This window comes from Sphingobacterium micropteri (assembly GCF_014692515.1).
Classification (GTDB): Bacteria; Bacteroidota; Bacteroidia; order Sphingobacteriales; family Sphingobacteriaceae; genus Sphingobacterium; species Sphingobacterium micropteri.
In genome coordinates, this window is the sequence record NZ_JACOIK010000004.1 from 51017 (window position 1) to 64244 (window position 13228).

At 42.0% G+C, this 13228-nt stretch carries 15 protein-coding genes; 5 read left to right on the plus strand and 10 right to left on the minus strand.

The features are described 5' to 3' along the window. Window positions 1-31 precede the first annotated feature (31 nt). Window positions 32-412 carry a hypothetical protein gene (locus tag H8B06_RS06160; RefSeq protein WP_190993433.1) on the plus strand — a complete coding sequence of 127 codons (381 nt, stop codon included), beginning with the start codon at window positions 32-34 and terminating at the stop codon, window positions 410-412. A 58-nt stretch (window positions 413-470) separates the two neighbouring features. Here the strand turns inward: H8B06_RS06160 and H8B06_RS06165 are convergent, their stop codons facing one another. Further along, entirely contained in the window at window positions 471-662 is a 192-nt protein-coding gene (locus H8B06_RS06165) for a hypothetical protein (protein ID WP_190993434.1), read from the minus strand. Between H8B06_RS06165 and H8B06_RS06170 the strand changes: the two genes are divergently transcribed. Both H8B06_RS06170 and H8B06_RS06175 read left to right on the plus strand, forming a co-directional pair. Further along, complete coding sequence (locus H8B06_RS06170; RefSeq protein WP_190993435.1) at window positions 661-921, plus strand: DUF3592 domain-containing protein; 261 nt, start codon at window positions 661-663, stop codon at window positions 919-921. The two genes, H8B06_RS06165 and H8B06_RS06170, sit on opposite strands and share 2 nt — an antisense overlap. Before the next feature lie 10 nt (window positions 922-931). Continuing rightward, entirely contained in the window at window positions 932-1480 is a 549-nt protein-coding gene (locus H8B06_RS06175) for a hypothetical protein (RefSeq protein WP_190993436.1), read from the plus strand. 47 nt (window positions 1481-1527) lie between these two features. On the opposite strand, the gene H8B06_RS06180 is transcribed toward H8B06_RS06175, so the two are convergent. Both H8B06_RS06180 and H8B06_RS06185 read right to left on the minus strand, forming a co-directional pair. After that, a complete protein-coding gene (locus tag H8B06_RS06180; RefSeq protein WP_190993437.1) occupies window positions 1528-3240 on the minus strand; it encodes a protein-disulfide reductase DsbD family protein in 1713 nt (570 codons plus the stop codon). Between the two features lie 22 nt (window positions 3241-3262). After that, window positions 3263-4345 carry a PLP-dependent cysteine synthase family protein gene (locus H8B06_RS06185; RefSeq protein ID WP_190993438.1) on the minus strand — a complete coding sequence of 361 codons (1083 nt, stop codon included), beginning with the start codon at window positions 4343-4345 and terminating at the stop codon, window positions 3263-3265. A 151-nt stretch (window positions 4346-4496) separates the two neighbouring features. Here H8B06_RS06185 and H8B06_RS06190 point away from each other — a divergent pair, with 151 nt between their 5' ends. Next, window positions 4497-4955: an Lrp/AsnC family transcriptional regulator gene (locus H8B06_RS06190; protein ID WP_190993439.1), complete on the plus strand. Its 459-nt coding sequence runs from the start codon at window positions 4497-4499 to the stop codon at window positions 4953-4955. A 68-nt stretch (window positions 4956-5023) separates the two neighbouring features. Here the strand turns inward: H8B06_RS06190 and H8B06_RS06195 are convergent, their stop codons facing one another. The 3 genes from H8B06_RS06195 to H8B06_RS06205 all read right to left on the minus strand — a co-directional run bounded on the left by H8B06_RS06195 (window position 5024) and on the right by H8B06_RS06205 (window position 9010). Then, window positions 5024-5332, minus strand: coding sequence for a hypothetical protein (locus H8B06_RS06195; RefSeq protein WP_190993440.1), 309 nt, complete (start codon window positions 5330-5332; stop codon window positions 5024-5026). 110 nt (window positions 5333-5442) lie between these two features. Next, complete coding sequence (locus tag H8B06_RS06200; RefSeq protein WP_190993441.1) at window positions 5443-7179, minus strand: ABC transporter ATP-binding protein; 1737 nt, start codon at window positions 7177-7179, stop codon at window positions 5443-5445. Further along, the gene (locus H8B06_RS06205) at window positions 7160-9010 is read right to left on the minus strand and encodes an ABC transporter ATP-binding protein (RefSeq protein ID WP_223857508.1); all 1851 of its coding nucleotides are present in this window, start codon (window positions 9008-9010) and stop codon (window positions 7160-7162) included. The genes H8B06_RS06200 and H8B06_RS06205 overlap by 20 nt, the downstream gene beginning before the upstream one ends. A gap of 229 nt (window positions 9011-9239) precedes the next feature. Between H8B06_RS06205 and H8B06_RS06210 the strand changes: the two genes are divergently transcribed. Further along, on the plus strand, window positions 9240-10064 hold the full coding sequence (locus tag H8B06_RS06210) for a helix-turn-helix transcriptional regulator (RefSeq protein WP_165292926.1): 825 nt from the start codon (window positions 9240-9242) through the stop codon (window positions 10062-10064). A gap of 28 nt (window positions 10065-10092) precedes the next feature. Here the strand turns inward: H8B06_RS06210 and H8B06_RS06215 are convergent, their stop codons facing one another. The 4 genes from H8B06_RS06215 to H8B06_RS06230 all read right to left on the minus strand — a co-directional run bounded on the left by H8B06_RS06215 (window position 10093) and on the right by H8B06_RS06230 (window position 12972). Next, window positions 10093-10932: a class D beta-lactamase gene (locus tag H8B06_RS06215; RefSeq protein ID WP_190993442.1), complete on the minus strand. Its 840-nt coding sequence runs from the start codon at window positions 10930-10932 to the stop codon at window positions 10093-10095. A gap of 10 nt (window positions 10933-10942) precedes the next feature. After that, the gene (locus H8B06_RS06220; protein WP_190993443.1) at window positions 10943-11335 is read right to left on the minus strand and encodes a DUF1801 domain-containing protein; all 393 of its coding nucleotides are present in this window, start codon (window positions 11333-11335) and stop codon (window positions 10943-10945) included. Between the two features lie 108 nt (window positions 11336-11443). Continuing rightward, on the minus strand, window positions 11444-12142 hold the full coding sequence (locus tag H8B06_RS06225; RefSeq protein WP_190993444.1) for a hypothetical protein: 699 nt from the start codon (window positions 12140-12142) through the stop codon (window positions 11444-11446). Window positions 12143-12600: 458 nt separating this feature from the next. Next, window positions 12601-12972: a hypothetical protein gene (locus H8B06_RS06230; protein WP_190993445.1), complete on the minus strand. Its 372-nt coding sequence runs from the start codon at window positions 12970-12972 to the stop codon at window positions 12601-12603. Window positions 12973-13228: the final 256 nt, after the last annotated feature.

The window sequence follows — 13228 nt, forward strand, 5'->3', positions numbered from 1 at the left end:
TTTGATTTTATTGATAAATAAACGAAAAATTATGAAAAGAACATTTTTTTTATTTATAGCTGTATCCTTGCTCACTACTTCATGTCGTAAAGATGATGATAATTACAACAACGACACGATTAATCCGGAACTGCTTGTCGCAACATGGAGACCAACTTCTGCCAAAATAATTTCAGGCGTGGACGGCTCTACGTTAGATCCACTTGATATTCCCACGTGCAGAAATCTGTGGGAATATATTTATGAATCCAATGGCAGCTTTATCCTTAAAAAATATGCAAAAAATGCTGATGGCGAATGTACTAGGCGCGAAGATTGGGACGATCATGGTATTTATACTTTTGATCCATCAACCAACACACTGAAAATGGAAGATGATGAAGGTATACTTGGAGAAACAGAAATCTTCTGAAATGCAGATGCGCCAGGAAACTTATGACGAAGACAACGACGGCGTCAGAGATTTTAATTTAATTATATTTCACAAGGCAAATTAATATGGCAAATACAATCCACGGAATATTGGTAGTACTCGGACTGGTGCTGTTGGCATCGGGAGTTGGTATCTTTATCAGTTCCTGAAAATTTCTTGCTGCCGGAATCAAAACAGAAGCCACGGTAATTGACAATATTGCATTGAAATCTACCGACAACAACCGCATGTCTATTATGTATGCACCCCTATTAGAATACGATGTAAAGGGCGAGAGGAAAACCTACACACCTAACGCACGTGCCATTCCACCGGCTTACGATATTGGCGAAAAAGTACCGATTGTGTACAGCGCAAAAAACTATCAGAATGTACGCATCGTTTCGTATTGGGGCATTTATTTGGGCAGCAATATTCTGCTGGCTTTTTCACTGCCTATGTTGCTCATTGGTGCAGGTTACTTTTTGTTTAAATGGGGAATATTTTAATAAAAATCGTATGTCAGAACAATGTTCACTTTATATCAACATTCAAATCAAAGAAGAAAAACTTCAACAGTTTTTTCAGGAGAAACCTTTGCCACAAAGCATTGACGAAAACTGGTTGCAATGGTGGGACAACCGTGAAATGAGTGGCAAAAAACCATTGTCAAATACTCCACATTTTCACGTTCAGCATAACCGTGCGGTCTTTGATCAACTGCTTAATGGACGAGATTTTGGAAGTGTGGAGCATTACGATAAAGATGAAGAAAGTTGGACATTTATCACTATTTTCTTCAGTGAAAATTATTTAGAAATACTACCAATGCTTGCCCTGCTGAAACAATTAGCACTCTTGCAGGATACAGCAAATACGGGTGTTTCTTTTATTTACGATTATAATTGGGGGCAGTATGAGGTGATGGCGTATCTGGCATTTGCCAATCAGCAGGCGTTATTAAAAAATTATGTAACACCGCAAGAAATTGAACCTGCCCTTTTGAAAGAAGCCAATGAAATACTGGAAGCTGCGGTGAAAAAATTCAACCAACAATTTGAAGATTAATAATCTAAAACTTGAGTGATTATGCAGACAAACATCGTTGGAAATAATCATCTAAATGCATCAATACCACTTTTTAGATAAGCGGCATAGCTGTTGACGTCATAGTCAGCTCCACTGGGCGGTATCAACACGTTGCCTTCTACGTCTACGATCACATAAAGCGGTTGCGAGTTACTGTTGAATGCGGAAGCCTGGAAATCGCTGTTCTTTGCACCGATTGTCCGGATGCGTTTGCCCGAGTATTCTGAAACATACTGCTCCTCAGGCGATAACTCGGTTCTGTCATCTACGAATAGTTCCACCATTACGAACTCCTCTCGAAGCAGTGTCGCCACCTTTGGGTCTGTCCATACGTTGGCCTCCATTTTGCGGCAGTTCACGCAGTTCCAGCCCGTAAAGTCGATGAGCACCGGTTTACCTAACTCTTTCGCTGCGGCAAGCCCCTCTTCGTAGTCGTAGTACGGATCAAACCCTTTGGGTGTGCCCCGTTCGTGGAAAATCTCATAGTATTTCTTTTGCCTTCCCGTGCTGGATGTTCCAGTTGCCGTAGTGCCAAAATTCACTGTGGAAAGATCAAAGTCCTGTGTTGCCGACGGTGGCAGGAATGCCGATATCGACTTCAGCGGTGCTCCCCACATGCCTGGTACCATGTACGCCACGAAGGCAAATACGATGACCGCTAACATAGTGCGCGGAACGGACAGATGCTGTAATGGGCTGTCGTGCGCAAAAGGTATCTTGCCGATCAGGTACAGTCCAAGCAGTCCGAAGATCGCTATCCAAAGGGCCAGAAAAACTTCCCTATCCAGCCAATTCCAATGGTAGGCAAGATCTACGTTGGATAGGAACTTCAATGCCAATGCCAGTTCAAGGAAACCTAATACTACTTTAACGCTATTGAGCCACCCACCCGACTTAGGTAGGGACTTAAGCATCGAGGGGAAGAAAGCGAAAAGCACGAAGGGTATAGCCAGGGCAATGGAGAACCCGAGCATGCCGATGGCAGGGCCCAGACGCTCACCCTTGGATGCAGCTTCTACCAATAACGTGCCGATGATCGGCCCAGTGCAGGAAAAGGACACCAAAGCCAAACTGAGCGCCATGAAGAATAACCCCAATAATCCACCTCTATCTGACTGCGCATCTATCTTATTGACAAAGGAACTCGGCAGTGTGAGTTCGAAAGCACCAAAGAAGGAGGCAGCAAAGACGACCAATATCAAAAAGAACAGAAAGTTAAATATGCCGTTCGTAGAAAGGGCATTCAGGGCATCGGAGCCGAAGGCGATGGTGATGAGCATACCCAGCGCAACGTATATGACAATGATAAAAAGCCCGTATAAAAGTGCCTGTGATATACCCTTTGCACGGGAACCGCCTTTCTTGGTGAAGAAGCTGACAGTAAGCGGTACCATGGGGAATATGCAGGGCATAATAAAGGCTGCGAAGCCGCCGAGCAACCCGGCAATGAAGATACTCCAGAGAGACTGTCCTCCCTCGGCGCTGGCATCTACCGACTGCAGCGGGGCGTCAACTCCCGGGCTTTCCGCTGTGTCACTGCTTGATGTTCCTTCCTCAAAGACGAGATCGTCCGGAACTTCCAACAGGGTATCACTTTCAGTAGAAGCAGGCCCATCATCTGCCCGGCTCTCTTTAAATTCGATCCCATCGGATGAAATCAGCGTATCCGCCCCTTGTCCCAATACGATCAGGGGAATCATCAAGACCAGACTTATAAGAAACTTACTTATGCTGTTCATACACTTTGGTTTTTTTGAAAAGTTATGAAAATAGAGCTGATGCTGGAAGTGATACAAGAGGCTGCGTTAGGCGACTAATGGGATGGAACCCATCAAACGCTACGTCTGTCGTGATAAATCCATCCCGAACAGGCTCTTCTTTAACCAAATCTGTGCTTAAATATTTTTTATTGTCGTCACATAGGAGCGTTACAACCGTTGCATCGGGTCCCAGCTGCTCTTTCAGTTTAATTGCCCCTATCATGTTTGCTCCGGAGGATATACCCACCGCGAGCCCTAACTGTTTTGCCAGTTTTTGCGCCATGAGGATAGAATCACCATCAGAAGCTTGAATGACTTCGTCCAATTGATCAAGTTTAACAATAGCAGGAATAAATTCATCTGAAATCCCCTGTATACGGTGTGAACCTACTTTATATCCTGTCGTTAAGGTAGGGCTTTCGGCAGGCTCTAGCGGATGCACCTTCACAGCAGGGTTTATTTGGCGTAGATAATTTCCAACCCCCATTACCGTGCCACCTGTTCCCACGCCCGCCACAAATGCATCTACTGTTTTCCCAATAGATTTTAGTTGCGAAGCAATTTCCCGTCCGGTAGTCAACTCGTGCGCTTCAGCGTTATACTGATTTTCAAACTGACGCGGAAGAAACACACCACCTTTTGCAGCCAATTCCTCACTCAAACGGATACTACCAAGAAAGCCTCCCTCCTCTTTACTCACCAATTGTATGTCTGCTCCCATACTCTTAATAATATCGATACGCTCTTTACTAAGCCAATTGGGCATCATAATCTTAACCTGATGTCCCAATGCTTTGCCAATAGCAGAGAATGCTATTCCGGTGTTTCCACTTGTAGCTTCGACAATCATATCATCCGGGCGTATCGCACAGTTCATATAAGCTTTATACAAAATGTACAAAGCCATCCTATCTTTGATACTACCTGTTAAATTGTAATTTTCACATTTCACGTAAATCGTTCCCGGCCTTCCTTGGTAAACATATTGTAATGCTAACATCGGCGTATTACCTACCAAACACCATAAGTGTTTGAATTTACTATCCAGCTTTGGAGACAGACATTCGCTTATCTCTTCCATCATATTTAAATAATTATTTTACAAAATTTGTATTAAACAAAATAATATTCAATACTTACGATTAAAATTCGAAAATATAATTGAAAAGTAGAATTAAACAATAATTATTTCAATTTTTTATATCTTTGAATGATTAAATCAAGAAAAATATAAGATGGAACTTGACAATGTGGACATGAAGCTTTTGCGTCTCTTGCAAACAGACGCTTCGCTCAGCAACAAAGAGTTATCCTATCATCTCAACAAATCGATTGCAGCGGTTCACGAACGCGTGAAAAAACTAAAAGCTAACGGATACATAAAACGTACGGTAGCTATATTGGACCGTGCGAAAGTAGGGATCGACCTCATTTCCTTTTCCCAAGTATTTTTGAAGGCGCATACTGCCGAGGTACTAAACGAATTTGAAAGGGAGGTTGCAAAATTTCCGGAAGTAATGGAGTGTTACCAGATGGCTGGTTCGTATGATTTTATGCTGCGTATTGCGACCAGAGATATGCAAGCATACCATCAGTTCTTACGTTATAAACTGGCGGTATTACCACATGTCAATACCGTGCAAACCTATTTTGTGTTGTCTGAAACGAAAAGCGAAACAGCTTATCCGATATAAATCAAATCATAAAAGAAGGCGCCCTTCTATTAAATACGCCTTCTTTTGTTGACCCATGAGGGACTATCTTAGTATCCAAATATCTCTTCTAGGCTTAACTTCGTAAGTTTTCCGATATTACCAAGTTGCTCATCCGTAACATTCTTCTCGGAAGCGACAATACAATATGTACACGCTTTATTGGCCAACTCCATTTTGGATTGTTGTTTAGAACGGCAATATATTCTTATAAATTCGGGGCGAAATACCTTGCAGTTTTTTCGCAAATTCGCAATGGTGCGATGAAAATAGGAATTGTCAATCCCGTTGACGTTTACTTGACTTGGATGTAAATCGTTTTCCAAGCTGAATATCCAACTAACCGATTTATCTTTCATACTTTCATTTTGTGATAGCTGATTATGTCATTATAGACCCTCAATTTTATATGTTGATTAAACTCTATATTAGGTAGAGACCATTAATCAAAGTTCGAGCATCGCTATAGTTAACCTTTGGAAATATGCCAACTCCTTACATTTTCGTATTGGTGGAATAGTTTGGAAAACACACCATTGCCACTTTTTAACGCTTCGGGGTCACCAAACTCAACAACTTTTCCTTCATGTAAGGAGACTACCTGCGTGGCGGCAGCAAGAGTTGTAGGTCGATGTGCGATAATAATTACCGTACGGTTAACGTCACTTGCCAAATTCGCTATCGCACGGCTGATGGCCCTTTCATTTTCAGGATCCAGCGCAGAACTTGCCTCGTCAATCAGTACAATAGGTGCGTTTTTAAGAAATGCTCTTGCAATTGAAACCCGCTGACGTTCTCCACCTGACAACGACGTACCCGCTTCTCCAACTTTCGTTTCCCAACCATTAGGTAATCGCGCGATCATTTCGTCTAAGCATGCAAGTTCTGCTGCCTTTGATAATTCCGTCGTAGATGCATCCGGTTTCGCGAGCCTTAGATTATCCTCAATTGACGTATCAAACAGATATACATCTTGGAATATAACAGCTACATGCTGCATCAAACTATCGTAATCGTAAGACATTAGTTCCTTGCCTCCAATGCGGACGGTTCCGCTGTCAACATCAAAAAATCTGGCAATAGCTCTTATTACAGTTGTCTTTCCTGATCCAGATGCTCCGACCAAAGCCGTGGCACTACCGGGTGGACAATGGAAAGAAACATCGTCTAACGCGAGATTGTTCCCGTAGGAATAACATACGTTTTCGAGCGTTATACCCGCATGTTCAATTGTTTTTATGCCATTATCGCATTTGGGCAAACTTGGCGTATCAAGGATGTCCTGAACCCTTGTTACCGCATTATTCATGGCACGCAAAGCACCTATCAACTCAATCAGGGAACCGAGCGGTTCAAGAAAGCGTACGGCAATTACAAACAGCGCGATGGTATCGGGCACAGAGAGTGTATTATTGACCAATAACTGTATGCCTAACACAATCAATGCAATGAAGCCGCCCATGACTACACCCGTAAAAGTAAGATCGGGCCACAGGGACTTTTGCAATCCCCTGCGATAGGTAATGCGATGTTCCTCCAATGCTCCTTGCATACGTGATGTTCCTGAAATACCCAATCCAGCAGCACGGAGCACGGTTTGTGCCTGACCAAGTTCGATGGCGCGTCCGGCAATTTCTGTAGCAGCTTCTTCGAGTTCTTCATCGGCTATAGCTGCAACGTTACCTGCATGTCTTAAAGCAACAAGTGCTATCACCATGATAGTCAATAATAAGAGTGCTATTCGCCAATCAACGAAAAATGTGACCAAAATAAGCGTAGCCGGTACCAGAGTGGCGGTAATTGCTGGAGCACCGATGGTTACGGCGAGATTTGGTGCGTTGCCTACATCAGCAGTAATTGACCGTGCCATACGGGCTTTCTGTTCTGTTGTGAACCATCCCAATGGCAAGACGGTAATATGCTTCATCACATGGTGTCTAAGTTTTGCGGTAAGTTCCATACTCGCAGTAAATCCTACAGGAGTTGCGATAATCGTCAATACAGCATAGACAACCAGTAGTATTCCACCCGCTACAAGCCACGGTTCAGCTTCTACGAAATTTGGTTTTGGTTGCAATAGCGCTCGTAAAACAGGTATTAGCATCCCTAGAAGCACACCTTGTAGGATCGCATTGGTTGCATGCAGTGCGCCAAGCCGAACCAACAATCCCGGCTCTGGCCATAAACTATATAATTTCTTTATCATATCGATTTTGATTTTTTTGTTGTGAATTCCACATACGGCTATAAAGACCATTAGCGATGATCAATTCTTTGTGCTTTCCGCTTTCAACGATTTGGCCATCGTCAATGACGATGATTTGATCGGCTTCCTGAATGGTGTGCAGCCGATGAGCAATGACAATCATTGTTTTTCCCGAGGCAAGCTTTGACAATGCTTGCTGTACAGCTAACTCGCTATCGGGGTCTAGAGATGCGGTAGCCTCATCGAGAATGACAATAGGGGCGCCCGACAAAATTGCTCTGGCGATAGTGAGTCGCTGGCGTTCCCCTCCCGACAACCCGCTAGAACCGGAACCTAAGACAGTATCATACCCATTTGGCAATTGTTCGATAACGTGATGGATTTGAGCCGCTTGTGCGGCGTCTTTAATTTCGGCAAGTGTTGCTCCGGATTTACCGATGCGAATATTTTCGGCAACGGTGTCTCGGAGCAGTACGACATCCTGAAAAACCAAGGACATCGATGATAGCAAGCGGTTTGATGGTATTGATCGTATGTCTGCACCACCTATAGATATGGATCCAGCTGTCACGTCGTAGAAGCGAGGTAACAAATTGGCTAATGTTGATTTTCCTGCCCCGGATGGCCCCACTAGTGCTGTGACAGTTCCAGGCTCACAGGTCAAATTGATGTTTTTCATAACCATATTTTGTCCGTCATAGGCGAAAGACACATCATTAAACGATATCTGATACCCGTTCATTGTTTGGAACTGCAACGGTTCGGGCAACGGTTTTCGATTCAATAGATTTTCTACATTTCCGGCGGACAGCCGCCCCTTACGTAGACCCTGCGACCCATGTATTGCCGGTACAATTGACGTCGGCATTCCAATTCCGACAACCAGAAATGGAATCAGGTCACCCATGCTGAGCGAGCCGGAACGAACAAAAAGCAACCCCGACACCATCACTACTCCGAATATCGTCATCTCGGACGCCAGTAGTCTAGCTATTGCGGAGCTATATTTGGTTTCAGACACCCATGCAGCCATTGCTTTCGTATGTTCATCCACCGCTTTCGCAAATCGTTGCATCATTCGACCGCCTGTGCCGAATGTTTTCACAATGCTTATACCATCCGCATATTCCACACTAGCCGAGCTTATCCGCGCTTCTGCGGCAAGCAGCTTGCTCATGTGCAACGTCATGGAACGCATGGCGATCCGGTAGAAAACAAACATGAACACAAGTACAGAAATTGTTATCAGGCCCAGTCGCCAATCAACCACTAACAAGTAGGCGCTTCCTATTAGTATAGCAACCGCTGCGCCAACGGTTTCACGCAAGGAATGGGCAATTAGTTGATGCATCTCTTCAAGATCATTTGTCATAACTTTCTTTACAGCCGAGGAGCCTTTATATCGGAACCACCCCAACGGGAGTATTCCTAAATGTCTAACGATACGTAGACGTATGTCGTGTAGAATTTCGGCATCTGCATAATGGCCAATACGTGATGAAAAGAACGTAAGCAATAGACGTAGGGACGCGCCAGTTAACCCGACGGTAACCCAGAACCAAAGTGTGTCGGATTCATACGAGCCATCCGATAAACTTAAAGTGAGTCGGCCAATCTCCGCAATGGCTATATACGGAGCTAAACCAACTGCCGCTGCAATAGCGGACAACGATGTCGCTAATATTAACTTTTTACGAACGGGTTTCAATAGACGAGCTAAAGCGCCGGCACTCATGAGAAAGGGGTGATCATCTGTAGAGACTGTTTGTGATCCATATCGTTTCCTTGGACTTTCATTTGGATCTGCCGTATCAATCAGGTTATCTGTCATTATTATTTTATATTAATTCTAAATAGTGTATTTTTGGATATCATTAATGATACAAAATTCTGTATTTTAGGTACTGGTAGTCAACGTAGTGAGAAATACAATCAACGGGAAAGGAAATAATATGGGATATCATCTAGCGTTGGATAATGAAAGATTCAGCTTGTCCAACCGATACTTTACGGAAAGCTTATCAAGGACTAATTACTCGATCGGACACAATCATGTATCCATGGATTTGGTGGATGTTGCAAACCAAAATTTTCATATGACCTGGGGTACCTTCAGAGCGGCGACTGAATCGACGCTGACAGAACATTTCGATGCGCCGTCCATTGTATCTCATTTCCAATTATCTGATTCGACCAACGTAAAGGAATTTCATGTTTATCATCAACATCCAAGCATTTATACCCATGATATACCAAAAACAAAAAATGGTCAAAAGGACCAATTTTTTGAAGTTGCTATAGAATTATCTTTTTTTGAGAAAATGTATACTCCAGATAGTTGTTTCCTCGAAAAAATACAGCAACAACTCCTGCATCCCACTTATTCAGAAGAATTTTTTCGAGCGACAATCACTCCTAAGATGAAAACAGTGATTATCGAAATGGGTACGCATAGTTATAAAGGTCATTTAATGTCCGTTTATCTGGAGGCGAAAGCCATGGAACTTTTCCTTATGCAAATTCAAGAGTTGGATAGGCAAACTTCTCCGAAAAAGTGTAAATTATCTTCATATGATATAGCGTGCCTTCATGATGCTAAAAACTTTATTGAGCAACATTTCAACCAATACATTTCAATTGTGGGGCTGGCTCAGCAAGTGGGAATCAATCAAACCAAGCTTAAAGCTGGTTTCAAAGAGCTTTTCGGTAACACCGTTTTTGGTTTCATCCGCGACCTCCAAATGGAAAAAGCAAGGTATCTACTTCTTGACGAGAAAAGGTACGTGAGTGAAGTGGCAGACATAATAGGGTATAAACATGCACATCATTTTGCAGCTGCCTTCAAGCGTAAATACGGTGTTTTGCCTAGCGAATTAAAAGGTTAGGTTTTTCCACTTATTTCGTATTAATGTATTAATCGATGATCTGTAGTTCGCCAAGAAGTGCCTTTGAGACTGATAACCTGCATGCTCCGAAATCATTTCGATTATTCCTACGGTTTTGCAAGAATCGGGACACAAAAATATATGAACTCTCTCCTTTTTCAATAAACCCAACCCACCAGCCGGTATTGATATCATTGTCGCGCGTCCACCCCGTCTTGGAATATAATTGATAGGATTCTTTGATTTCAGTAGTCATCATCTTTTTAACGATATCCATACTCCGTTTCGAAAAAGGTAGGTTGCCCTGTTGCAATTGCTTGAGAAATATCAGCTGTGCAAACGGTGTCACCTCAAATTTCCCAAAGTTCCAGAAATCCAAAGGTTCAGCAATTAATGTCGGGTCTCCGAACCCGCATAGAGCCAGATATTTTTCATAATTTGACCTGCCAATTTTCCGTGCAAGTTCTAAGAAGACCCACACTGCTGAACTTCTGAAAGCTTCGTCAATTGTCATGTCATGATAAATATCTGGGCGGTATCCATATTTTACAGTGTCGGTAACGCCGGACCACTTAACAGTGTAATATTCGTCAGGGATGACTCCGATCTCCAGCGCAATTAAACTGTTTATTATTTTAAATGTAGAGGCTGGAAGCGATGGATCGTATATCGATACAGTGTCAGAGGCAAAAAGTTTATCTTTCGTGGTGTCATACACGAGCACTGTACCCTTCACTCCGCAATCATCAAAGTAATGCTGCGCATTCGGTATACTGCATAATTCCGACAAATCACGATGATCGACCTGTGCAAATGATTTCGAAAACAAACATACCACGACGACTACTAACCCTAATTTCACACACATACCAATCCTATTATTTTAATCGCACTAGTTTACCTTTCCGTTTGACGACATTTTTATAATCCCACTGAATATCCCTAGCTTTTGAGAACCAACGAGATAATTCCTCCAAATTGAGTATGTCGATAGAATTAACATATATATGGGCATCCTTAAATTTTCCTGTTCCTGATACAAGTCGCTCTTCTTCAAAACTCTCGCCACTCCAAAACATCAACCTGATGCCACCTTTTAATTTATTATAACCAACAACAGGGTTGTCATCAAGAAACCATACCGGATGCCGATGCCAAATTTTGCTTGCAGCCTCTGGTAAAGCACGATCGATTTCTTCGGCGAGAAAAGTGCATATTCTTGCTTCCTCAGTAGGCAAACGTTCGTTATATAATTTGATATCTTTAGTCATATGCGCAACTAATTAGTTTGGTTTAAATTTATACTTCTTTGGTAAATTTCCAAAAAACTTAACGCAATATTATCTACCAAAGCGTGATTTTCTTTCTATTTCCAATGTCTATTTATTACCTAACACGTTCCCTTCTTTATCCAATAGTTCGAATTTAGGTTCATCGTTCTCATCGATGTATACTCTAATTCTTGCGTTACCAGATTGATCCTTAATAAATAAGCCGACTTGGTTTTGAAAGTTTTTCCCAACAAACATTCTGTCTTCCATCCACAAGCTGTCGGATTTCATTTCAGCAATCCGCTGTTCCCTCAGTTCCTTGTCCTCTATGGTATTAAGTTCCAAGTAGCGCTCATAACGTTCATCAAAACCGTCCTCTTTTTTATAATCCCAAATCTGCAGTCCATATTTTCGCTTATCATCAAAAGTATTCTCTTGATACTGTAATTGCATGATTTGGTCGTCGCGATATTGATCAATCGAAAGCACCATTCCTGCCTGCTCATCGTTACCATTATATAACAGCCCGCCACATTCATCTCCAACTGAATTAAAAAAAATAATTCCAGCTGGTCGTTCTCGCTGGGGCATTTCCTTACCGTTGAGAATGCCTGAGTGCTGCCGAGTTTCATTACTGATGACCATTCGAAGGGCTTCTCCGGATTCATCCACAATATTTAACCGCTTAACGGTAATCTCATCGATATGATAATCCTTCTCTTTTTCTTTAAATGCTACAAATACATAACAGAAGACGATGGACGTAAATAAAATCTTGAAGAGGGTTAAAAAAATATGTTTTTTCATAAATGTTGAGTATGTTATGTCATAGATTTAGTTATCAACCTCGTAATATGGATCTACTGGCCCTGAACGGTATTGCTTTGCTATAGTTAGATGCAATCAAAGGCGCTGTTGTACCTCTTTAAACGAGGGAATTCTTTCACCCAAAATAATCGGGTTGATTCTTATCCGGATTCATCTACCAATCCAAGGTTAACCAGCGAAGTGGTCAATCCGGATCCTCCGAATAGCCAAATGTTTTTCCTCTTTGTAGATTTTAATTCAAGTACCCGCTTCTTTATGTCTTTACTAATTTTCATAAATCTAAAATACCATTCCATCGGTAAAAATAATCCATCGATAAAATTCCTGATAACGTTTGAAGTTTTGTTTATAACGCTACAGGATTTAATAGAGCTTAATCCCCCCTGGCAAAACTCGTAGCTATACCATCAAACCCAAGCGCATTTTTTCCATTTTGTTTAACACGTATATCTCACTTGTTTTGTAGCGACTTGTAGTCTCTCGGATATGGACTTGATACGGTTGAGCACGGTATCAACGTAGTGTTGCGTGGCCTCCAAATTATATTTTTCATTGAGGCGTGTGGTTAAATCACCTACCATAAGTTCCAGTAGAATCCCCCCCTTGTTCTCTTTCACACTAAAAATATAATCTATATCATGTTCTATATCCCAATGCACGATCGTCTTCATTGCATTAGATACATGAAGTTCCTTAAAAGAATCGAATCCTTTTTCCCACTCTTCAATGTATTTGTACTCCACCAATACGTCTTGAATTATAATCAAATCTGCGTCGATTGAAATCGAGCCCCTAACGAAATTTGTCATTAATATTATCTTTTGTTTTTTGATGACTTGCAAGTTCAGCCAAGCCAAGTCAATTTAAATTTTAACAGCAAAACTAAAGGCATAAGATTTGTAAAACGCTCTTCGTTATAAAGTTGAACCAAATCAAAAACCGAAATAAAAACCTATTAACCAGTGACTTATGGGTATACGTTTGTAAAGTCGCACAAATAGTTATCGTTCCATTTAGACGGCTACCCGAATTGTAATCAATGTTTTCATGTGGCGACTGATTGTA